Genomic DNA, 22,638 nt, shown 5'->3' on the forward strand with positions numbered 1-22,638 from the left:
TCATTCTCCTTTACTTATAAAATTCATAATGGATGACACGAAGACTTCCACTCCAATTGGTAATGCATCTTCGTCAATCGTAAAACGAGGATGGTGATGCGGGTATATAATGCCCTTCTCTTTATTTCCTGCTCCGATAAAAAAGAATGTCCCTGGTGCCTTTTGTAAAAATGCTGAAAAATCTTCTCCAGCCATCGTTGGCTGTAAGCGAACAACCCTTTCTCTCCCATAAAGCTGTAATGCCGTGCGTTCAATAAGCTCTGTAGTTTCACAATCGTTCACAACTGGTCGATATCCATATTCATAAGAAAATGTATACTTAGCACCGTAGGATTCTGTAATATGTTTTACAATCCTTTCAAGTTTCTTCTTTGTTTCTTCTCTTAATTCATGCCTTAAACTTCTCACTGTCCCTTCAATCTCCGCTTGTTCCGGGATAACATTATGAGTTGTCCCAGCGTGAAATTGCGTAACAGATACTACGAGAGAATCTAACGGATTCGTGAGGCGAGATACAATTTGCTGGATTTGCGAAACAACTTGTGCACCGATTGCGATACTATCAACTGTTTCGTGCGGGATTCCAGCATGCCCACCTTTTCCCTCTATCTTAATTTTAAAAACGTCCTGTGCGGCCATTGCAGCTCCATAAATCACCCCTACTTTCCCAACCTCTAATGACGCCCAAAGGTGAGCACCAATAATGTAATCCACACCTGCCATCACTCCCGCTGCGACCATTTCCTCTGCACCACCCGGAAAGTTTTCTTCTGCATGTTGAAATAAAAAGCGAATCTCTCCTTTAACTTTCTCTCTTTCCTCTACCAACTTATGTACTACACCAAGCAATATTGCCATGTGACCATCGTGACCACACGCATGCATCACACCTGGATATGTAGAAATAAAATCAAACTTATTTTCTTCATGAATAGGAAGAGCATCCATATCAGCACGAACCGCGATAGTTTTACCAGGCTGCTTACCAATTAACCTTGCCATTACACTATATTTAGTAGGTCGCGAAACTTCTAAATACGGGATTTCCCGAAGTATGTCGAATACAAATTGAGATGTTTTTTCCTCTTGAAAAGATAACTCTGGATACTTATGAAAATGCCTTCTCCACTCAATCAACTGATTCTTTGATAAAACAAGTTCCTTTGCGACATCCATTTCTCTTCTCCCCTTCTTCACCAATTTAAATGTTATTATAGCGTGAACCATTAACTTTTAAAAGAATATTCAGAATTTTCAACAATAAACATTTGAAAATAAAAAGCCATCTCAAGATGACTTTTCATTTTATAAAATAGTAATTGCTTGCTTCCCCATTTGCTCCCATGCCTTTTCAAATTCAGCACGAGGAACAGCTTTTCGTGGATTGTTTGCAAGGGGATCATTTACGTATACAAAGTTTTGATCATATCCAATTACTACAACACTATGCTCATAATATGTAATTTTCACTTCACCTGAACTCGTATTCCATGTTTCAAAACTACTTTCAGCTAATGGTTTAAACGTTGTATTAATAATTACCCATACCGGAGAACCAGAACTAATTACCTTATATAAATCTTGCACGTCTCTGCCCGTTAAATTAATTACTTTTCCAGAAACATATTTTTCTGCTAAATTAAAAATCGGTTGATTATATACACCGTATCCCGGCTCAGCTTTCGTATAAATATTTCCAACGAACCCCTCATAAGGATTTCCATGCAAACCATTTTGTTTAAATGGGACGCGATGAATTTCACTAGCAAGTTGCATCTTATCTACTTGTACACCTTTATGTTGTAGTAGCATAGCTAAACTTGTCACTTCACAACCTCTAGGTAATTCAGGTAACTGTCTAATAAACGGAACCTCTGTAATCATTGCACTTTCTTTCATCTCAGAGAAAAGGTCTAACCGTAATTCTTGTGCCTTTTTCATAATTTTATCTTTCTCGAAAAAAAACACGACAGCAAATATAATACCGAAAATAAAAATATATTTTAACTTTTTCATCATAAACCAAACTCCATTATATCAATTATTTTAAAGGCGCAGCTTCTATCATTGTACCTTTCTTCTTACTAGTTTGCTAGAAAGATTCTGCGAATTATTATTCACAAATACCATTGTGAAATTCTAATTATTTTCAATAAAAAGAAAAAACGATATACTTTTTTAGAATGTTTTACTAAAAACAAAATTATTAACATAGTGAAAGAATCGTATTTCCTTCACTATGTTAATAAACATTATAAGGTATTTAGTCATAGTTAGTTTTTCCTTTACATACTCAGTTCACAACAAAATAAACCGGGTATGTTTTTCACCCCCACTAATGATTAAAAGTCTCGAATGAAATTTAGTTAACACATACAAAAAAATATGGGGGGAGGGGCATATAAATCAACAAGTAGAACAAGCAGATTTAAAATACCGTACACCACTTTACCCAATAGTTCCAATCGTAGCTTTCTTGCGGGATTCCATTTAGGATCATTTGCTACATTTTATACCAAGTTAAACATTCGGAAAGTTGTCACATTTGAACAGAAATGAAATATAACTCAGGTAACAAACTAAATATACTAAAAATTCAGTAATCTTTCTTATAATAAGATAATTTTTTTCTATTTATTGGATATGTTGGTATAACTTTATTTATCTTAAAATTCCCACAATAACGTTTTTATCTGAAAAATAGTTTACAATGTTATCAAGTTACAAATGATATTCACCTTAAAAAGCGTGCATTTGTGTCTATTTTTTAACAATATGACAAAAACTATTGCCAACTATAAATTAATAGGTTTATATTGTTTTATTGGCATAGTTTCAATCCAAGGAGAAAGGAGATTTTCAATCGTGCAACTAAAGAAAGCATTTTGGAAGTTGGCTTCGCTTCTTCCGTTATCATTACTTCTGTTCCTCGGTGGCTGTGATAAGAAACTCGCAGTATTAAATCCGCAAGGACCCGTTGCAAAGGCACAGTATGATTTAATTGTTTGGTCATTCGTGCTTATGTCATTAATTATCGCAATTGTATTCATCTTGTTTACAGTCATCTTGATTCGTTATCGTGAAAAACCAGAGAATATGGACTATGAGCCACCTGATCAACATGGTAACACATTATTAGAAATCATTTGGACGATTATTCCTGTTATTATCGTTATCGCATTATCGATTCCAACAGTTAAAGCAACTTATGCTTCGGAAGAGGTTCCGCAAGAGTCCAAACATATTAAGCCAGTTGAAATTTATGTTACATCTGCAAACTGGAAATGGTTATTTAGTTATCCGGAGGAAAAAATTGAAACCGTTAACTATTTAAACATCCCAGCTGGTGTACCAATTCAATTTAAGCTGACTTCTGTAGGTCCAATGAATGCTTTCTGGGTACCAGAACTTGGTGGTATGAAGTATACAATGGATGGCATGATCATGGACTTATATTTACAAGCTGATAAGCCTGGTTCTTACCTAGGTCGTAGCTCGAACTTCTCTGGTGAAGGATTCACTCACATGGAGTTCGAAGTTGAAGCAAAAACAAAAGAAAAGTATGACAAGTGGGTAAAAGAAGTACAAGAAACTGCTCCTAAACTAACAGAAGATAAGTACAACGATATTGTTAAACCTGGTGTAGTTGGTCGTATGACATTCTCTAGTCACCACTTAAGTTATGTAGATCCAAAGTCACTTGAATATTGTGATTACAACTACTACAAAAACAAAAAATAATAGCTATTATTCCAACAGATTGGAGTGAACACAGTGAAGCTTGATGAATTTTTTGTCACAGGTGACCCGATTATTTACGGAGCTGACGCATCTATCGTTCTTGTGACATTAGCGATTCTTTTCGTACTAACAAAGTACAAAAAATGGAGATGGCTTTGGGATGAATGGTTGACAACTGTTGACCATAAAAAAATAGGGACCATGTATATTATCTCTGCCGTTATAATGTTATTCCGTGGTGGTATGGATGGTTTAATGATTCGTGCCCAGTTAACATTCCCAGATACAACATATTTAAACGCTGAACACTATAATGGAATCTTTACAACACATGGTACAGTTATGATTCTTTTCATGGCAATGCCATTCGTTCTAGGATTAATGAACGTCGTTGTACCATTACAAATTGGTGCTCGTGACGTTGCATATCCGTTCTTAAATGCTTTAAGTTTCTGGTTATTCTTTATTGGAGCAATGTTATTCAACATCGCTTTCGTAATCGGTGGTTCTCCAGATGCTGGGTGGACTTCTTACTTCCCAATGGCGGGTACAGAGTTTACTCCTGGTGTAGGAAATAACTTCTACGCAATCGCCTTACAGATTTCAGGTCTTGGTACGTTAATGACAGGTATTAACTTCCTAGTTACTATTTTAAAAATGCGTACACCTGGCATGAAATTAATGAAAATGCCAATGTTTACATGGTCTATTTTAATTACATGTGTAATCATTATTTTCGCTTTCCCAGTATTAACAGTAGCTCTTGCATTAATGACATTTGACCGTCTATTTGATGCTCACTTCTTTACGATGGCGAGCGGCGGTATGCCAATGCTCTGGGCCAACTTGTTCTGGGTATGGGGACACCCTGAAGTATATATCGTTATTTTACCGGCATTCGGTATTTTCTCTGAAATCATTAGTACATTCTCACGTAAACGTCTATTCGGTTACAGTGCGATGGTATACTCAATGGTTGCAATTTCTTTACTAAGTTTCGTCGTATGGCTTCACCACTTCTTTACAATGGGTGCAGGTCCAGCGGTTAACTCGTTCTTCTCGATTTCGACAATGGCGATTTCGATTCCAACCGGTGTTAAAATATTTAACTGGTTGTTTACGCTGTATAAAGGACGTATTCGTTTTACAGTTCCAATGCTTTGGTCATTGGCATTTATTCCAAACTTCGTAGTCGGTGGAGTTACAGGGGTTATGCTTGGAATGGCAGCAGCTGATTATCAATACCATAACAGCTACTTCCTAGTCGCTCATTTCCACTACGTATTAATCGCAGGTACAGTATTCGCTATGCTTGCTGGATTCACATTCTGGTATCCAAAAATGACAGGTCATATGCTAAATGAACGCCTTGGTAAATGGACATTCTGGATCTTTATGAGCGGATTTAACATCTGTTTCTTCCCAATGTACTTCCTAGGTTTAGATGGTATGACTCGTCGTATGTACACTTACTCTGAAAGCCTTGGATGGGGTTGGTTGAACCAAATCGCATCTGTCGGCGCAGTAATGATGGGTATCGGATTCGTACTTCTTTGTTACAACGTAATTTGGAGTGCACGTCACGGTGAACGTGATACAACTGGAGATCCATGGGATGGCCGTACACTTGAATGGGCAACTCACTCTCCTGTACAACATTACAACTTCGCGAAACTTCCTGAAATTAAAGAAGCTGATGCTTTCTGGTTCATGAAAAAACGCGGAGAAACAATTACACCAACAGCAGATGAATTAAAACCAATTCACATGCCAAGTAATTCTGGTGTGCCTATTATTATGTCTGCATTCTTCGGTCTTGCAGGTTTTGCATTAGTATTTAGCTGGTTCTGGATTGCAGCAATCGGTGGTATTGGTATTTTAGGTTGCTTAATCTATCGTTCATTCGATTATGATGATGGCTACTACGTAAGCGTTGATGAAATTAAAGAAACAGAACATATAGCATGAGAGGTGAAATGACATGGCGGCTTTAGATAAAAGCTTACCTTTGGAATATCAATCCGAGCAAAGCAGATTGAATATCCTAGGATTCTGGATTTTTCTTGGGGCTGAAATTATGCTGTTCGCAACACTTTTCGCCTCTTATCTAGTCCTTGCTGGTCGTACGGCTGATGGCCCAACACCAGCGCAATTGTTTGAAGTTAAAACACTTTTAATTCAAACACTGCTGCTTTTAACAAGTAGTTTTACATGTGGGATCGCAATTCACGAAATGCGTAAACACAACCAAAAAGGAATGTTAGCTTGGTTCATCCTAACTTTACTTTTAGGTGCAGGCTTCCTATTCTTTGAAATTGAAGAATTCATTTTGTACGTTGGTGAAGGCGCAACGATTCAAACAAGTGCATTCTTATCTGGATTCTTCGTTCTTCTTGGAACGCATGGTGCCCACGTAACAGGTGGTATCATTTGGGCAACTTGTGTTATTATCCAAATTTTAAAACGAGGTTTAACACCAGTTACAGCTCGTAAAGTATTTATTATCAGCTTATACTGGCATTTCCTTGATCTTGTTTGGGTCTTTATTTACACACTAGTTTACTTGAACGGGATGGTGGCGTAAATGGGTCAAAATAATAATCAAGCAAACGGGCATGCGCATAGCGGATTCCCATGGTCACACGTTTTCGGATTCATTTTATCGCTTGCACTAACGTTTCTTGCTTTATATGTTGCACTTTACACAGACTTGCCACTTTCAACGATATTAACAACTATTATCATAATGGCAGTTGCGCAAGCGTTGTTACAATTAATTATGTTCATGCACTTAAAAGAAGGAGAAGGAAGCATTCAAATTCTTACAATGATATACAGTTTCTTCGTTGCAGCTGCAACAGTTGGTCTTACTGTATGGATCTTCTTCTCAATGTAATTTGCATGAAAAAGACTGCTGAGATTCCTCAGCAGTCTTTTTTTTATTCTCTCCCCTATTACATCCACATTACGGAATTAACAACAGAATCATGAAAAATATACTTATTATGACAAATGTTAAGAAAACTCTTTCTTTATGAAATCGAATCCATATCCGTTGCTTTTCTACCTATTATATGGCTAAATAGGTACTATATTTATTTGAAGGGAGAGAACGCAATGGAACATCATTCTTCTGTTCTATCACTTATGGTTGTCGTCGCAATCGCGTTTTTCGTTCCCCTTTTGTTACAACGCTTTAAATTAAAAGCACTTCCTGTCGTTGTTGCAGAAATTATCGCAGGAATCTTTGTAGGTAAAAGTGGATTTAACATCATTGAGCCAGATATGTGGCTTCAAGTCTTATCAACACTAGGGTTTATCTTCCTAATGTTTTTAAGTGGTTTAGAAATTGACTTTTCGATCTTTAAGCAAAAAGGGAAAAAGAATACGACAAACGAACCAAACACATTTCAAGCAGCAAGCATTATCTTCTTATTTATTTTCATTTTATCTTATGCCCTATCATTACTATTCGTATGGCTAGGATTCGTAGATAATGCAATGTTCATGACTTTAATTATTTCAACCATTTCTTTAGGTGTTGTCGTACCGACATTAAAAGAAAATAACTTAGGAAAAACCGCAATCGGGCAAATCATTTTATTAGTCGCTGTTATTGCAGACTTAGTTACAATGATTTTACTCGCTGTATTCGTCGGATTAAATTCCGAAAGTGGCCAAAGCATGTGGCTTCTACTTCTTCTATTCGGTGCTGGTATTGTAATTTACTTTGTCGCAAGACGTTTTAAAAATATTCCATACCTAGAAAGCTTAAAAGCCGGTAGTGTACAAATTGATACACGAGCTGTTTTCGCACTCATCTTAATATTAGTTGGATTATCTGAATCTGTTGGGGCAGAAAATATTTTGGGAGCCTTTTTAGCAGGTGTACTCGTATCTTTATTATCACCAAATGAAGATATGGTTGAAAAACTCGATTCCATCGGATATGGTTTCTTCATCCCTATTTTCTTCGTAATGGTTGGTGTAAATCTAGAAGTATGGTCTATTTTTAAAGAGCCTTCTAGTATGCTAATGATCCCAATTTTAATTGTGGGACTCTTTATTTCAAAACTGTTACCATCATTAGTCTTACAAAAATGGTATCCACGCAATATCGTACTCGGAAGTGCTATTTTGTTAACATCAACACTTTCTTTAGTTATTGCGGCTGCACAAATCGGTGAAAAGCTAGGCATCATTAGCCCAAGTTTATCAGCATCTCTTATTTTAAGCGCAGTTATTACTTGTATTTTTGCGCCTATATTATTTAAAAAGATGTTTCCAAAAGTGGAAATACCAAAATCGAAAGTATCTATTATTGGCGCAAGTAGAATTACCCTCCCGTTATCACTTGATTTAAAACGTGAAGAGTATGACGTAACGCTATATATGATACGCCAGAATAAAATAAATGATGAGGAAGCGAAATCTCATGACTTCCCTATTGTAAAATTAGATGAGATTACTATTCAATCTTTAATGGAGCAAAAAGCTTTCGAAGCAGACCGTGTTGTTGTTGCGACAAGTGATGATGAACAAAACTTATTATTAGCAGAACATGCAAAAGAATTAGGTGTTGAACACGTCATCGCAAGTGTAGAAGATCCCCTTCTACAAGAAAAAGCGACTCAAGAACATATCGCTGTATTCTCGACTATTAACTCTACACGTATTTTATTACGTGCACTTATTGATAAACCAAGTCTCGTTCGCTTAATTACAACAGCAAATGAAACAGTACGTGAGGTTGAACTACGAAGTAATAAATATAACGGTTTAGCACTTCGTCGCCTTCCGTTTTTAGGTGATGTACTTGTCATTCAAATTTACCGTGGTAATAAAGCATTAATACCACATGGTGATACGAAGTTACAGCATGGCGATACTTTACTTGTAACGGGTTCAAAAGAACATATTGATACAATGAAAAACATATTAGAATAGAAAATGCCCCTCGCATAAATGAGGGGCATTTTTTCATTTTCATATGGTAAAATGTTACTATCACATATTATGAGGATGAATAACATTATGTCTATTTCAACTTTAGCTCTCTTATTATTAGCAGAAGTACTCGTCGCCATTATTCTCATCGGTATTAGTATTGAAATTTGTAGTTATGGATGGAAAAAATCAAATGGAATTAAATACTTTTGTCTCGTACTTTCACTCCTTCTCGGAACCGCTAGCATACTAGGACTTCTCGTTGCACCCGCATATTTCTTCTTACAACTTATAGAAAGAGGCTTATAAGAAAGGATGATATTATGATTACAGTGAAACATATTGATGCGTCTGAAACATATTTATTTCGTCAAACGATTTTGCGTCCCAATCAACCTTTAGAAGACTGTAAATACCCTTCCGATTACGAAACAGACACCTTCCACTTAGGTGCATTTATAAACGATGAACTTATTAGTATCGCTTCCTTCTCAAAAGAAATATATCCAGACTTCCAAACTGGTATTCATTATCGACTACGAGGAATGGCAACATTACCTAACTTCCGAAATCAGCGTGCTGGAAGCTCCTTAATCCATAAAGCCGAGCAAATCTTGCAAGAGCGTAACGCAAACATTTTATGGTGTAATGGCCGAATTACTGTAACTGACTATTACAAGCGCTTAGGCTTCCATGAACATGGTGAAATCTTTGAAATTGAACCGATTGGCCTTCATAAAGTTCTATATAAAAAAATATAAGAAAATATAAGAAAAGCTTTCCGCAACGTACGGAAAGCTTTTTATATTTCATCTTCACTTTTTATTTTTTTCATATATATGTATATAAACAAACTAGGAACTAAAAAACAAGCAAACATAATAAGTCCTGTTATACTAATTTCCTTCATTGAAATATCCGGTGTTACAATGATACAAATAGCTAAAATACCAATAACAATCCCTACTGGAATGAATAATAATTTCATGAAATAACTACGAGATACTCCCCCTGTATGTTCATACACTTCCACCGAATTTTTTAAGTTTAAATAGTTAATAACTACTATCCCGCCCATAAATACCATTAATAAATCCGAAACACTTTCATATCCTGCCCCTTGCAAAACATAACGGTAAAACACGATACTTAGTATGACAATATTTTGTAAGATGAAAGCTAGTCTAATATGTTTTAACCCCTCAATCATTAAACGTTCATCTTTCACGATTTTCACCCTATCACTCCTTTTCCTCCCAAAACAAATCATTCAATGTTTTATTTACCGCATAACAAATTTTCAAACATAAATCTAAAGACGGATTGTATTTCCCCTTTTCAATTAAACTAATCGTTTGCCTTGTAACGCCTACTTTTTCTGCTAATTGTTGCTGCGTTAAATCTAACTGAACACGTGCGATTTTTATTTTACTTACAGCCATTCATGTTCCTCCTCCACTTATATTGTAACATATATATTGCATTTAGTAATTTATAATTTGCAAAAAGAGTTTAAATTTCAACTTATTATACACAAAAAAGGGACCTCTCATAAGAAGCCCCTTTCCTATCTCTATATTATAAGAATAAATGACATCCAAATAAAATTGTAAATAAGTATAGTAACGGATGTACTTCCATTCCTTTCCTCTTCGCGATTTTTAAGATTGGATACACTAAAAATCCGATTGCAATTCCATTTGCAATACTAGATGTTAATGGAATACCTACGAATATTAAAAATGCTGGTAATGCATCTTCAAATTCATTCCAATTAATATCACGAATGCTTTGTGCCATTAAGCTACCTACTATAATTAACGAAGGAGCTGTAATAGCTGCCACGCTGGATAAGGAAGCGATAACTGGACTGAAAAATGCTGTTACAATTGTTAAACAAACGACTACAATACCTGTTAAACCTGTCTTACCACCTGCTGCAATTCCAGCTGATGATTCGATTGTAGCTGCTGTAGGACTAGTCCCAAAGACAGCTCCTGTTGTTCCACCAATTGCATCTGCAATAAACGCCTTACCAAAGCGCTTTTCAGTGTTATCTGCATTTAAACCTGCTTGTTTAATTAAACCAAGTAAAGCACCTGTTGTATCAAATAAAAGTACAAGTAAGAATGAAAAAATAACTCCGTACAACCCGTATTGAATTACATCTGAAAATGCATTGATAGGGTTTGAAATAATAATTCCTTCTGGTAAATGTGGCATTGCGACAATGTTATTTTCAAACTTTAATTGCCCCGTAAAGAAAGCAATAATTCCTGTCACAATCATACTAATAAACAATGCACCACTAACGCGTAACACCATTAATACCGCCGCTAACACTAAACCAACTAAAGTTAAAATAACAGCCGGTGAATGAAAGTCTCCGATTGTAACTAAGTTAGACGGATGGTCAACGATAATACCCGAAAGTCGCAATCCGATAAAAGCAATAAATAATCCGATTCCACCTGCAATTGCATGTTTTAAACTGTCAGGAATTGCGACAATTAGCTTTTGCCTAAATGAGGTGAAAGATAATAAAAGAAAAATGATACCTGTTACAAATACTGCCGAAAACGCAATGACATATGTAATCCCCTCTGCCTGTTGAACAACAGAATAAGCAAAATATGCATTCATCCCCATAGCTGGAGCAATAACAATTGGATAGTTAGCTAAAAACGCCATACATAGCGTTCCAACAACTGTCGCAATAATAGTTGCCGTAAATGCTTGATCAAATGGTACACCTGCATCAGATAATATTTTCGGATTGATGACAAGAATATACGCAAATGTAAAAAAAGTTGTGATGCCAGCTAAAATTTCTTGCTTCACAGAAGTGTTATACTTTTGTAATTGAAACATACTTATGTACCCTTCCTACACCTGAATTATTATCACACATTCTTTTCTTATTAGTATGTGAGAAAATGTAATACTTAATCTTAACAATCAATAAAAAGAAGAGTCAATATATTCTCTAATAGTGAGAATTTTAAGTTTAAGTCTGACAAGTTATAGATGTAGTACAGTTCATTACAATTATTTTTGTAGCATAACAGATAGAAATGTTTTATAATTTGAAATAGTTAAATATTTAGTAAACGCATTCAAATATCGTTCACTCTACAGGGGGTATTCTTCTTATGCAGCAAACAAACAAATCTGAAACTTTAAACCGTGGTTTAAAAGAACGACATATTACCTTAATGTCTCTCGGTTCAGCTATTGGCGTTGGATTATTTTTAGGATCTGCTTCGGCTATTAAACTAGCTGGTCCTTCCATTTTATTAGGCTATATGATTGCCGGACTCGTTATTTTTTTCATTATGCGCGCACTCGGAGAAATGGCAATTGAACAACCAGTTGCTGGCTCTTTTAGTAAATATGCAAATGATTACATCAGCCCACTAGCTGGGTATATTACAGGCTGGAATTATTGGTTTTTATGGGTTGTTACTTGTATGGCGGAAATTACAGCGGCAGGAATTTACATGCAGTACTGGTTCCCAGATATCCCGCGTTGGATCTGGGCGTTACTAGCTCTTTTATTAATGAGTGCTTTCAACTTCTTATCTGTAAAAGTATTCGGAGAACTTGAGTTTTGGTTTGCTCTTATCAAAATTGTCACAATTATCTGTATGATAATAGTCGGTGCTGGTATTATTTTATTCGGATTTGGAAATGGCGGCGTTGCAACTGGCATTTCAAATCTTTGGGAGCATGGAGGCTGGTTCCCAAATGGATTCTCTGGATTACTACTTTCCTTACAAATGGTATTATTCGCTTATTTAGGAGTCGAACTTATCGGGGTTACAGCTGGTGAAGCTCAAAATCCAAAAAAGACACTTGCAAAAGCAATTGATAACGTATTTTGGAGAATTTTATTATTCTACGTTGGAGCTCTATTCGTTATGATGGCAATTTATCCATGGAACGAATTTGGTGAGAAAGGAAGTCCATTCGTACTAACGTTCCAGCAAATCGGTATTGCAAAGGCAGCGGGTATTATTAACTTTGTTGTTTTAACAGCTGCTCTTTCTTCTTGTAACGGTGGTTTGTTTAGTACAGGCCGTATGTTATTTACATTAGCACAGCAAAAGAAAGCACCGGAAAGATTCGGTCGTTTAAATAAGAATGGTATTCCGAGTCAAGGAATTATAGCAACTGCGATTGTTTTACTCGTTGGCGTTATGTTAAACTATCTCGTTCCTGCAAAAGTATTTACTTGGTTAACTAGTATTTCAACTTTCGGTGCAATTTGGACTTGGGGTATTATATTAATCGCTCAAATTAAATTCCGTAAAGGATTACAAACTAATAAAAAGGATAAGCTAGCATATAAAATGCCTTTACACCCATTAAGTTCATATTTCTCACTCGGCTTCCTTGTACTTGTACTAGGTATAATGGCCTATTCAGAAGATACACGAATCGCATTAATCGTCGGGCCAATTTGGCTTATCGGCTTAGCTATCGTGTATTATATGAAAGGTTTTCATAAGATTGATGAATCATCTAATTCAAAAATTAGTTAAACACGCCATCCCTTCCTTATTGATTGGAAGGGATTTTTTATTGTCTATATAAATATTTCTCAACAAAATTCACGGTATTTTTACAATCTTTTAATATTTTTTATATTTTCCATCTTTATTTTTACAGAAAAATAAATTACATTATTAAAGCACATATATTTATTATTAGGGGGATTCTTCTATGAAGAATAAAAAATGGATTACATTTTCTTTAGCAACAGCAATCACAATTAGTATGGGGAGTTCGTTCATACCGTCTACTTATGCCGAAAGCTCTGTAGACCCTGCTCCTGAAATTGCCGCAAAAGTTGTAAATCAAAACAATGGGAAGAAAGTATTATTCGATAATACTCACGGTCAAACGGCTGGGACAGCTGACTGGGTTATTAACGGCGGATTTTCCGATTTTGGAAACGGCATTGCCCAAAACGGATATCATGTAAAAGAACTTCGTAAATCAACACCTATTACATACGACGATTTAAAAAATCACAATGTGTTTATCGTTCCCGAAGCAAATATTCCTTATAAAAAATCTGAGCAAGATGCAATGTTACAATACGTGAAAAATGGCGGCAGTATTTTCTTCATTGCCGATCATTATAATGCAGATCGTAATAAAAACCGCTGGGACTCCTCAGAAGTGTTCAATGGATATAGACGTGGGGCATGGGATAATCCAGCAAAGGGAATGTCTAATGAAGAAACAACTTCACAAGCTATGCAAGGAGTAGAAAGCTCTGATTGGCTATCCGATAATTTCGGTATTCGCTTCCGCTACAATGCAATCGGTGACGTTTCCGCTAAAAATATTGTCTCACCTGAACAATCATTCGGAATTACAGAAGGCGTTTCATCTGTAGCAATGCATGCTGGTTCTACACTTGCGATTACAAATCCTAAACTAGCAAAAGGTCTTGTTTACCTTCCAGAAAATCCTTCAAAATGGAATAATGCTGTTGATAGCGGCATTTATAACGGTGGTGGCGTTGCAGAGGGTCCTTATGCTGCTATTTCGAAAGTTGGCCTTGGGAAGGCTGCATTTATTGGTGATTCTTCTCCTGTTGAAGATGCTACGCCAAAATATGTTCGTGAAGATTCAGGTCAATCAAAGAAAACTTATGATGGTTATAAAGAAGAAAACGATGCCGTTCTATTAGAAAACATTGTGAATTGGTTAGCGAAGCAAGAAACATTTACAAGCTTAGATCAAGTGAGTGGTTTACAGCTTGATGCACCTACAGCTCTACAAACATTTGAACAACCAAGTTTATCAACAGAACCACAACCAGAACCTTGGAGCGCACCAAGTCAAGGTTACCAGTGGTTCAATACAAATACTTTCAAACCAGGTTCATACGGCTATAACGGTGCAGTAACAACGAGTGATTACGTAATTACGCACCCTAGCATTCTACCAAACAATGAAGTGTTCCAAATGAAGATTCAAGTAAATAACTTATTACCAAATACAACGTACAATAATTATTCTTTAGGTATCTTCGCAACTGGTGGAACACAGGTGGCAAAAGTTCAAAACACAAATGGCACTTGGCCATCTTCTTTCGGATATAGCAGTGCATTCTCTTTCATAACAAATAACCAAGGATCTGCTGAAAAAATTGTGAACGTACAACTTGATCCAAATACGACTGGACAAGCAACACTTCGTCTACGTCAAAACACAACAGCGAAATATAGTGAAACTGTAACGATTAATAAAAAATAATGAAGAAGGCAATCCGCATATGGATTGCCTTCTTTTCACTTCTCTTCTTTTGAGAAAAACATTCTTGAAATAACGATACCTATACTACCAACGATTAAGAATAACACCGCCCTAATCATCATCGACACCTCTGGTAGGTCGAGAAGGAATAACTTCCCTACTGTTACTACTAATACGACTAAGCCAGCATATAATATTTCGTTCATCTGTCTATAACGGCCAAACCAAACTGCAAATAACGCATATACCATCCATAATAACGATACAGATACGCTAATTATACTTCCATCTGTAGAAAGAACTTCACCGATCCTAGTAATTGTAATAAATACAATGATCATTAACGAATAGAGCGCTATGGAATAAACATATTTACCAAAACTCGCTAACACTTCTTTCGCTTGTCTCATGCAATAATAGAACGTTCCTATCAAAATAACATGAGCGACAAAGCCCGCTGAAATGAACTGATCAAACGGGCTAAAAATCGTCTGTATCATTCCAATAGCATAAATCGTTGCACTTACATACAATTTAATATTTTGCTTTACTTTAATAGCAGTAACCATACCGAGGAAACCTTGTAACAATAATACGATTGCTGCATTCACTAAACTGTACTCGTATAAAATCGCTAAACTAAATGACCCCATTGCAAAACCAAATATAAGATTTGTAAATACAGAATGTTTATTCTTCCTATATTCAAGCGCGAACATAACAGCATGCACGAATGCACTTATAACTAATCCCCACGTTGTAAATTCAGGTATGTTTGCAATAGCTAAAATAAAGGAAACTGCATTCGCACTAAATAGCGCCAATCTTGCTTCTTGTATAAAACTTCTCTCCGAAAACATATGCCAAAATAATAGCAAATGAATTACGCCGTATACAACCGTTAACTGTACTTGCAAATTCCCTACTAATATGGACATAACAGCAAAGAAGACAAATAGGACAATGGCCGCAACAACATACGAAATCATATACAAGTACTTATAACGGTTTCTCATTGCATACCACAATAGACTAATTGTTAATATCGTCTCATAACTAAAGAAAATATACGTATTAGGAGTCGTACTATTTAACAAGAAAGGAACAAAAAATGCTCCTACCGCCACGAAAATAGCGAGGTATTCCGATCTATATCTTTTCGCTAAATAAATACCTAAAATAATCCATATAATGTTGCAAATAAACGCAATACTTGCAGGAATAAACTCATATAAATAATGTGCCGCAAACGTCGTTAAAACAATACCCGTAATACTTCCTCCAGCCAATACTAACCCTAACGCCTGCCGCTCTCTTTTAATTTGTATATCTCCTATATAATACAAACCGGCAGATAGTACTATACCAAATACAACCCGTATCGCTGGTGTTAACAACCCAGCATCCACCCCTGCTTTAAATAACCAAATAACGCCAAGTAGCATAATACCGACAAATATGCGTGGTAACCACGTTTGACAAAACTTTATAATATTAAATGGTTCTGGTTTAAATGCAGATATATCTACTTGTTTCACCTCTGGCTCTTGCATGGACTCCCTCTTCTTAACAACATCTTCTTGTAACTTTTCATTACTTACTGCTTCAATATATTCTTTCTTTTCCTTATTAACATTTTGTTGAACTTTATCTACTTCTATTTTTCTTTGTTTCGCTTTCAATTCATAAAGTGTCTCTTGCATCGTTTCAATTGCCGTTTCGAGCGCTTCTATTTTCTTATTTAAATCCTCCTTCATACAATCCCCCCTCATCATCGATTTTTCACTTAACCTATATATTACCAATTACCTTTATCATACTCTTAGTCTATTCATTTTCAATACTATTTTTCCAAAAAAAGAAAGGTGTTTTCCGAAATAGGAAAACACCTCTTACTTATTTATTCTTATTTATAGCAATACTAACAATTACACCGAGGCAGGCACCTACAAATGCCGGAACAATCCAACCTACACCTTCTGAATAAAACGGAAGAATTTTTAGTAGTGGTGTCCATTTATTCATCAGTACACTTTTGTTTAAAACATCAATCGCACTAAATAACGCTACGATTCCAATCGTTACCGAATATACGTATACATACTTTCCAATATACTTATGGAATAACCCTAAAATAATAAGCGTTAGTGCAACTGGATAAATAAATCCAAGAATCGGTACTGATACTTTTAAAATTTGCGTTAATCCTAAATTAGCTAAAACCATACTAACAAAACTTAATATAAATGCCCAAACTTTATAAGATACTTTCGGAAATGCGCTCGCAAAAAATTGACTACAAGACGTAACAAGTCCAATTGAAACACATAAACACGCGATAGTAAAAATAAGACCTAATAAAACGACCCCGCCTTGTCCAAATAATGTCGTCATAACTTGTGCTAACACTTTCGCACCGTTATCAAATGTACCCAATGAACCGCTAATTGAGCCAACATATCCAAGAATGACATATATAATGGATAATAAAAGTCCTGCTCCAATGCCAGCAATACTCATATATTTCGCTAAACCTTTATCATCCTCAATACCTTTTGCACGCAAAGCATTTGCTATAACAATACCAAAGATTAAAGCCGCTAGCGCATCCATCGTTAAATATCCATCTAAAAATCCTTGGAACATCGGGGCTTGTCCATAATTACCAGTGGCTTCTTTCACACTACCGACTGATGTAAACATACTTTTTATAAAAATAAGTGCAATCATACATAATAGTAAAGGCGTTAAAACCTTTCCGAATAAGCCCATTAATTTAGATGGCGATAAACTTAACCAGTAAACAACACTAAAGAAAACAATCGTATAAAATAATAAAACTACGCTACCCGATTCTTGGAATAACTGGCCTGGTCCCATTTCAAATGCTAAACTTCCTGCACGGGGTATACCAAGACCAGGTCCAATAAACAAGTACACAATACACGGAAAAACAATTGCAAATGAAGGATGCACTCTACCCGCTAACGTTTGAAAGCTTCCCGCTTTCGCAATAGCGATAACCCCTAATATAGGAAGACCTGTTGCTGATATAATAAAACCTAACAATGCAATCCATACATGTTCTCCTGCTCCATATCCAAGGAAAGGTGGAAATATAAGATTTCCGGCCCCAAAGAACATAGAGAATAGCATAAGACTAATAAGTAAAATTTCTTTTTTCTGTAACAATTTCATTTCTTTCTCCTTCTTCAATTTCACCTTACATGAAATCAATTCCACACATAAAAAAATGCGGTAATCCGCTTCCTTACAAAGAAAACATAGTCCATAGTCTACCATAAAAGAAACACCCATTCTATAGCTATTTCCCTGTTCCAATTTCTTCTGAAAAATCAACCTTCGTTGACTTATAATAGTTAATAAAGTAAAATATTAAATATACAAAACTATTAACTTTGTTTTTGTTTGTGTCAGGAGGAAAATAACATGGAATCAGCGATACAACTAGAAAGAGAACAACAAAGAAAAAAGAAACATCCTCCAGGTTTATACTTACTCTTCTTTACAGAAATGTGGGAAAGGTTTAGTTACTATGGATTACGAGGATTATTAACATTATATTTAACAACAGCTTTAGTAAGTGGTGGTCTTGGGTTTAGTCCCGCTTGGGCACTCTCTATTTACGGATTTTATACTGGAGCTTGTTATTTCACACCATTGATCGGTGGATACTTAACAGACCGTTTCCTAGGCAGACGAAAAGCCATCACAATTGGTGGTATAACAATGGCAATCGGTAACCTTACACTATTTGCCTTGCAAAACCAGGTCGGCCTATACCTCGGATTAGCGCTTATTATTATCGGTAATGGATTCTTCAAACCAAATATCTCTACACTTGTTGGAGAATTATACGAAGAAAATGATCAAAAACGTGATAGTGCATTTACAATTTTCTATATGGGTATTAACGTCGGTTCATTTTTAGCTCCACTCGTTTGCGGCTTTTTGTCAGAAAATTTATTTAAAACAACAGTAGACGGTGTTGTTCATTACGGATTCCGTTTCGGTTTCTTAGCGGCTTCAATCGGAATGATCATTGGACAAATTTTATTTACAACACTATCTAACCGCTTCCTTGGTGATATCGGTAAAAAACCAACTCGCAATTTACAAACGACAGATGGACAACAAACAGCTGGAAATACACCATTAACAAAAAAAGAAAAACAACATACAGCAGTTATCGTTATTTTAACTTGCTTCGTTGTCTTCTTCTGGGCTGGATTTGAACAAGCTGGTAGTTCATTAACATTATATACAAACAAATTCGTAGACCGTTCTGTGTTCGGATGGGAAATTCCAACATCTTGGTTCCAATCGGTCAACCCGTTATTTATTATTTTACTTGCCCCAGCCATTTCAGCATTATGGGCGAAACTGGCAACTAGAAAAAATGGTGACATGAAAATCCCAACAAAAATGGGACTTGGTATGATCTTACTCGGTATCGGTTATATCGTTCTTGTTATCGCTACGTTAAAAACAGGTAGTGACGAACATAACATTACAGAAAAAGCAAACTTACTATTTATCATCTTTACGTATCTTTTCCATACGTTAGGTGAGCTATTCTTATCACCTGTCGGGCTATCAATGGTTAGTGCTCTTGCTCCAGTAAAACTAGCTTCTTTATTAATGGGAGTATGGCTAGCAAGCTCAGGTATTGCTAATATTTTAGGCGGACAGCTTGCAAGCTTCACAACTTCACTTGGATATGCTGAAGTATTCACAGTTATTGGCGCTGTGGCGATCGTTTTAGGTTGTGTTTTATTATCAATTTCTAAAAAATTAGTGAAATGGATGGATTAAAAAAAGATGAGGAATTTTCCTCATCTTTTTTTACGCTTTCTTTCCTTTTTCTATTGCTTGTTCATACAGGTTTTTGTACTCTTTATATTCACTTGGCACAAAACTCTTATAGAAAAATGAAAGCCAACTATCCCCTTTTTTATAACCTTCTTCTCGAATTTCCGCTGCTTTCTTATTTGATTTAAACCCTTCAGTAAACCATTTCTTTAATGATTCATTCTTTTCATACTTAGCAGGAACTTTCAAATCATAATTTTCAAATGCATATGTATATCCAGCCTTTTCCGCTGCTTTTTTTGCAGACTTATATCCTTTTTCATACGCAGTTTCATATGCTTTCACATATATTTCTTTCTCACTATTTCCTGGTTTCTTTTCAGCTAACTCTTTACCAGCCTTTTCACCTAGTTCCGCCTGCTCTTTTTCAATTTTTTCTGTTCTTTCTTTATTTCCTACTTGAAAACCTTCTACAAAGTTCGCCTTAAACTCTGGAGCGATTTGACTATCATCCATTGTCTCTTGTGCTAATCCTTGCTCTTTTCCTTTTTCAAGATGTTCTTTTTTCTGCTCTTCTAAAGACCAAGCTGCAGTATAAGCAGTTGTAAATGCTTGTTTATATGTATCAGATTTTCCAGTTAAATGCCCTTCCGCATTATTTTTTCCTACTTTAAAATCTGTCTCTCCATTTTTTTGTCCTTCAAGTTGTCCCTTTTCCATATCAGCTTGGCGCTGGGCTTCCTCTTGCTTACGTGCCTCTTCTGCTTTTCTTTGCTCTTCGGCTACACGCTGTCTCTCTTCCTCTACTTTGCGCTGTTCTTCTGCAGCGCGCTGTCTCTCTTCCTCTGCTTTACGCTGTGCTTCTGCAGCACGTTGTTTTTCTGCCTCCGCATTACGCTGCGCTTCTGCTTGTCTTTCAGCTTCTACGGTACCATTATTATTTTGGCTAGGAGCTGGACTCGTTGTACCACTACTAGAAGCTGGTTTATTGTGATAATGATATTCCCCGTACTGCAATCCCCATTTTTCACAATTTGTACGACACGTATGTCCACCATTAGCATCTGTACGTCCTGGATGTGCATAAGCAGAAATTGGCGCTACCAATAACGCTACACTTGTTGTTAAAAGAAGTCTTTTTACTTGCTGTTTCACTTTTGTTCCTCCTAAAATCTAGAATCATTACTTTATTATATAGAAATAGAAAAATATTTAAATACTAACTAAAATATTCTTTTATTTCTCAACATTGGATAAAAAAAGAAGGTTCACTCTTTAAAGAGTGAACCTTCTTTTTTTTATTTGTTCGCCTTTGTTCCTACTAGATCACCCGTAACAACAAAACGTTTCGAGTTATCCGAAACTGATACACATGTAATAAGTGTCAGCTCATCTTTCCCATGATCCTCTACAACTTCCCATTTATCAGGAGTCACTTCAGATACACCGGTAACAGTATACTCATACTCATTTGCATTGTCATACAAATAAATTTTATCGTTCTTCTTTAAAGTTGATACATCACTAAATAAAACACCTTTTTTTGACATATTATGCCCTGCAAGTGCATAATTTCCTTGTCCCATTACTTGATTTTCTTTTACAGTTGCCGCACCTGATAATAAATTCTTTTCAGTCGACGCTTTTAAAACAGGAAGTTCTAATGAGATGCTTGGAATTGAAATACGACCGATTACTTGTTTTTTATCTAACGATGCACTCGCTACTTCTGCCAAGTCTGGTTGATTAATTTTTGAAGCATCTACAAATTCCGTCTCATGCTTTTCATATGCCATCTTTTGAACAGCTTGCACATTTTCTGTCTGTTTCGTTTCTGCCTTATATCCATCATAGAATGGCTTTCCGATTAATACACCACCTACAACAAATAGAAGGATTGCTACTATACTATAAATTCTTTGCTTATTCATATACAATTCCTTTCCGTTACAAAATCTTACTCTATATAAAATGATAAGATAATATTGCTATATGTACAAGTGTAAGCTGAAAAGAAACCTTCTTGCCGGTGCAAGAAGGTTTCTTTTTAAGCTAATTTATTTTTGTATAGGGATATGTGGAAAACTGTCATTTGAATAAAGAAAATAGAAAATATAATATACAGTGGGTACCCGGGAAGATATTCATTAATAATAGGCGAAAAAGTTAAAAATCCGACTGCACAAGGTAACACATACCATAACGAAACAAAAGTTGTTCGACAGGCTTTATCCGTAATCGCTTTTTCACGTTCATCTTCTAGTGGAAATAATAATGGATACATCCAAAAAGATAAATTCTTGTATTTTTTCTTTTGAATTCTATAAAAAATTGTAACTATAATAGCTCCAATAAATAATAAAATGAATGGTACTCCATTAAACCATACTTCAAATGGGAACTTCTCGTTTTTAATTATATCTGCTAACTCTGTTATAACACTATAAAATTCAACAAATGTCCAGCAGGCTAGCGCAGTATAAAGCACGTTTACGATATAAGAAAAACCAATTCTATTCATCCTCTTCCCCCTCCTTATTTAAAACAAACACATCTTCCATCTTTAACTCGAACACATCACAAATTGTCAGTGCTAGTAACAATGATGGAACGTAATCCCCTTTTTCAATTGCAGCGATTGTTTGCCTCGTCACTCCTACCTTTTCTGCTAATACACTTTGCGTAAAATTAAAGCGAGCTCTCAATTCTTTCACTTTATTATGAATGGTCAAATTTACCACCTCTCACTATCATTGTATGATACTCTTAACAAAATGTAAACTCAACTTAACATTATTTTTATAAAAAAATCCAACTTCACGTATTGTAAAGTTGGATTTCGTT

The 22,638-nt window shown here is 35.7% G+C and carries 21 protein-coding genes; 10 read left to right on the top strand and 11 right to left on the bottom strand.

From position 1 onward, the window contains the following. Together MR071_RS14850 and MR071_RS14855 are read right to left on the bottom strand one after the other, a co-directional pair. Positions 1-1,176, bottom strand: a complete 1,176-nt coding sequence (locus MR071_RS14850) for an amidohydrolase (protein ID WP_242236593.1) — start codon at positions 1,174-1,176, stop codon at positions 1-3. Positions 1,177-1,305: 129 nt separating this feature from the next. Then, the gene (locus MR071_RS14855; protein WP_242236681.1) at positions 1,306-2,016 is read right to left on the bottom strand and encodes a C39 family peptidase; all 711 of its coding nucleotides are present in this window, start codon (positions 2,014-2,016) and stop codon (positions 1,306-1,308) included. A gap of 849 nt (positions 2,017-2,865) precedes the next feature. Between MR071_RS14855 and MR071_RS14860 the strand changes: the two genes are divergently transcribed. The 7 genes from MR071_RS14860 to MR071_RS14890 all read left to right on the top strand — a co-directional run bounded on the left by MR071_RS14860 (position 2,866) and on the right by MR071_RS14890 (position 9,449). Continuing rightward, on the top strand, positions 2,866-3,741 hold the full coding sequence (locus tag MR071_RS14860) for a cytochrome aa3 quinol oxidase subunit II (protein WP_105587730.1): 876 nt from the start codon (positions 2,866-2,868) through the stop codon (positions 3,739-3,741). A 33-nt stretch (positions 3,742-3,774) separates the two neighbouring features. Continuing rightward, on the top strand, positions 3,775-5,709 hold the full coding sequence (gene qoxB, locus MR071_RS14865) for a cytochrome aa3 quinol oxidase subunit I (RefSeq protein WP_002204397.1): 1,935 nt from the start codon (positions 3,775-3,777) through the stop codon (positions 5,707-5,709). A 13-nt stretch (positions 5,710-5,722) separates the two neighbouring features. Then, complete coding sequence (gene qoxC, locus MR071_RS14870; RefSeq protein ID WP_105587728.1) at positions 5,723-6,325, top strand: cytochrome aa3 quinol oxidase subunit III; 603 nt, start codon at positions 5,723-5,725, stop codon at positions 6,323-6,325. Next, on the top strand, positions 6,326-6,637 hold the full coding sequence (gene qoxD, locus MR071_RS14875) for a cytochrome aa3 quinol oxidase subunit IV (protein WP_070140909.1): 312 nt from the start codon (positions 6,326-6,328) through the stop codon (positions 6,635-6,637). It begins immediately after the preceding gene. Between the two features lie 221 nt (positions 6,638-6,858). Next, the gene (locus tag MR071_RS14880; RefSeq protein WP_105587726.1) at positions 6,859-8,688 is read left to right on the top strand and encodes a monovalent cation:proton antiporter family protein; all 1,830 of its coding nucleotides are present in this window, start codon (positions 6,859-6,861) and stop codon (positions 8,686-8,688) included. A gap of 18 nt (positions 8,689-8,706) precedes the next feature. After that, complete coding sequence (locus tag MR071_RS14885; protein WP_142395936.1) at positions 8,707-8,997, top strand: DUF4022 family protein; 291 nt, start codon at positions 8,707-8,709, stop codon at positions 8,995-8,997. Between the two features lie 14 nt (positions 8,998-9,011). After that, entirely contained in the window at positions 9,012-9,449 is a 438-nt protein-coding gene (locus MR071_RS14890; RefSeq protein WP_242236595.1) for a GNAT family N-acetyltransferase, read from the top strand. 41 nt (positions 9,450-9,490) lie between these two features. Here the strand turns inward: MR071_RS14890 and MR071_RS14895 are convergent, their stop codons facing one another. The 3 genes from MR071_RS14895 to MR071_RS14905 all read right to left on the bottom strand — a co-directional run bounded on the left by MR071_RS14895 (position 9,491) and on the right by MR071_RS14905 (position 11,559). Then, positions 9,491-9,925: a hypothetical protein gene (locus MR071_RS14895; protein WP_242236597.1), complete on the bottom strand. Its 435-nt coding sequence runs from the start codon at positions 9,923-9,925 to the stop codon at positions 9,491-9,493. A gap of 4 nt (positions 9,926-9,929) precedes the next feature. Continuing rightward, positions 9,930-10,130, bottom strand: a complete 201-nt coding sequence (locus MR071_RS14900; RefSeq protein WP_105587722.1) for a helix-turn-helix transcriptional regulator — start codon at positions 10,128-10,130, stop codon at positions 9,930-9,932. Between the two features lie 136 nt (positions 10,131-10,266). After that, positions 10,267-11,559 (bottom strand): NCS2 family permease, encoded by a 1,293-nt coding sequence (locus MR071_RS14905; protein ID WP_105587720.1) that lies wholly within the window; start codon positions 11,557-11,559, stop codon positions 10,267-10,269. Between the two features lie 281 nt (positions 11,560-11,840). Between MR071_RS14905 and MR071_RS14910 the strand changes: the two genes are divergently transcribed. Together MR071_RS14910 and MR071_RS14915 are read left to right on the top strand one after the other, a co-directional pair. Then, the gene (locus MR071_RS14910; protein WP_242236599.1) at positions 11,841-13,232 is read left to right on the top strand and encodes an amino acid permease; all 1,392 of its coding nucleotides are present in this window, start codon (positions 11,841-11,843) and stop codon (positions 13,230-13,232) included. 181 nt (positions 13,233-13,413) lie between these two features. Next, entirely contained in the window at positions 13,414-14,961 is a 1,548-nt protein-coding gene (locus MR071_RS14915; protein WP_242236601.1) for a DNA-binding protein, read from the top strand. 35 nt (positions 14,962-14,996) lie between these two features. Here MR071_RS14915 and MR071_RS14920 read toward each other — a convergent pair whose 3' ends face one another. Together MR071_RS14920 and brnQ1 are read right to left on the bottom strand one after the other, a co-directional pair. After that, complete coding sequence (locus MR071_RS14920; RefSeq protein ID WP_105587716.1) at positions 14,997-16,718, bottom strand: DUF2339 domain-containing protein; 1,722 nt, start codon at positions 16,716-16,718, stop codon at positions 14,997-14,999. Between the two features lie 139 nt (positions 16,719-16,857). Continuing rightward, positions 16,858-18,159: a branched-chain amino acid transport system II carrier protein BrnQ1 gene (brnQ1, locus tag MR071_RS14925; protein WP_472926932.1), complete on the bottom strand. Its 1,302-nt coding sequence runs from the start codon at positions 18,157-18,159 to the stop codon at positions 16,858-16,860. A 252-nt stretch (positions 18,160-18,411) separates the two neighbouring features. On the opposite strand from brnQ1, the gene MR071_RS14930 reads away from it, so the two are divergent. After that, positions 18,412-19,797, top strand: a complete 1,386-nt coding sequence (locus tag MR071_RS14930; RefSeq protein WP_242236606.1) for a peptide MFS transporter — start codon at positions 18,412-18,414, stop codon at positions 19,795-19,797. Between the two features lie 30 nt (positions 19,798-19,827). Here the strand turns inward: MR071_RS14930 and MR071_RS14935 are convergent, their stop codons facing one another. From MR071_RS14935 to MR071_RS14950, 4 genes are all read right to left on the bottom strand, one after another. Further along, the gene (locus MR071_RS14935; RefSeq protein ID WP_105587711.1) at positions 19,828-20,949 is read right to left on the bottom strand and encodes a YHYH domain-containing protein; all 1,122 of its coding nucleotides are present in this window, start codon (positions 20,947-20,949) and stop codon (positions 19,828-19,830) included. Positions 20,950-21,092: 143 nt separating this feature from the next. Then, the gene (locus MR071_RS14940) at positions 21,093-21,725 is read right to left on the bottom strand and encodes a class A sortase (RefSeq protein ID WP_105587709.1); all 633 of its coding nucleotides are present in this window, start codon (positions 21,723-21,725) and stop codon (positions 21,093-21,095) included. A 116-nt stretch (positions 21,726-21,841) separates the two neighbouring features. After that, a complete protein-coding gene (locus MR071_RS14945) occupies positions 21,842-22,315 on the bottom strand; it encodes a DUF2178 domain-containing protein (protein ID WP_105587708.1) in 474 nt (157 codons plus the stop codon). Next, positions 22,308-22,535: a helix-turn-helix transcriptional regulator gene (locus MR071_RS14950; protein ID WP_105587707.1), complete on the bottom strand. Its 228-nt coding sequence runs from the start codon at positions 22,533-22,535 to the stop codon at positions 22,308-22,310. Before MR071_RS14950 ends, MR071_RS14945 begins: the two co-directional genes overlap by 8 nt. Positions 22,536-22,638: the final 103 nt, after the last annotated feature.

Source organism: Bacillus cereus group sp. BfR-BA-01316 (genome assembly GCF_022664195.1).
Lineage (GTDB): Bacteria > Bacillota > Bacilli > Bacillales > Bacillaceae_G > Bacillus_A.

Excerpts from the sequence above, each read along its gene's own strand:
- MR071_RS14850 (WP_242236593.1), bottom strand. The coding sequence starts at position 1,176 with ATGGATGTCGCAAAGGAACTTGTTTTATCAAAGAATCAGTTGATTGAG.
- MR071_RS14855 (WP_242236681.1), bottom strand. The coding sequence starts at position 2,016 with ATGAAAAAGTTAAAATATATTTTTATTTTCGGTATTATATTTGCTGTC.
- qoxC (WP_105587728.1), top strand. The coding sequence starts at position 5,723 with ATGGCGGCTTTAGATAAAAGCTTACCTTTGGAATATCAATCCGAGCAA.
- qoxD (WP_070140909.1), top strand. The coding sequence starts at position 6,326 with ATGGGTCAAAATAATAATCAAGCAAACGGGCATGCGCATAGCGGATTC.
- MR071_RS14880 (WP_105587726.1), top strand. The coding sequence starts at position 6,859 with ATGGAACATCATTCTTCTGTTCTATCACTTATGGTTGTCGTCGCAATC.
- MR071_RS14885 (WP_142395936.1), top strand. The coding sequence starts at position 8,707 with ATGAGGGGCATTTTTTCATTTTCATATGGTAAAATGTTACTATCACAT.
- MR071_RS14890 (WP_242236595.1), top strand. The coding sequence starts at position 9,012 with ATGATTACAGTGAAACATATTGATGCGTCTGAAACATATTTATTTCGT.
- MR071_RS14900 (WP_105587722.1), bottom strand. The coding sequence starts at position 10,130 with ATGGCTGTAAGTAAAATAAAAATCGCACGTGTTCAGTTAGATTTAACG.
- MR071_RS14905 (WP_105587720.1), bottom strand. The coding sequence starts at position 11,559 with ATGTTTCAATTACAAAAGTATAACACTTCTGTGAAGCAAGAAATTTTA.
- MR071_RS14910 (WP_242236599.1), top strand. The coding sequence starts at position 11,841 with ATGCAGCAAACAAACAAATCTGAAACTTTAAACCGTGGTTTAAAAGAA.
- MR071_RS14915 (WP_242236601.1), top strand. The coding sequence starts at position 13,414 with ATGAAGAATAAAAAATGGATTACATTTTCTTTAGCAACAGCAATCACA.
- MR071_RS14920 (WP_105587716.1), bottom strand. The coding sequence starts at position 16,718 with ATGAAGGAGGATTTAAATAAGAAAATAGAAGCGCTCGAAACGGCAATT.
- brnQ1 (WP_472926932.1), bottom strand. The coding sequence starts at position 18,159 with ATGAAATTGTTACAGAAAAAAGAAATTTTACTTATTAGTCTTATGCTA.
- MR071_RS14930 (WP_242236606.1), top strand. The coding sequence starts at position 18,412 with ATGGAATCAGCGATACAACTAGAAAGAGAACAACAAAGAAAAAAGAAA.
- MR071_RS14940 (WP_105587709.1), bottom strand. The coding sequence starts at position 21,725 with ATGAATAAGCAAAGAATTTATAGTATAGTAGCAATCCTTCTATTTGTT.
- MR071_RS14945 (WP_105587708.1), bottom strand. The coding sequence starts at position 22,315 with ATGAATAGAATTGGTTTTTCTTATATCGTAAACGTGCTTTATACTGCG.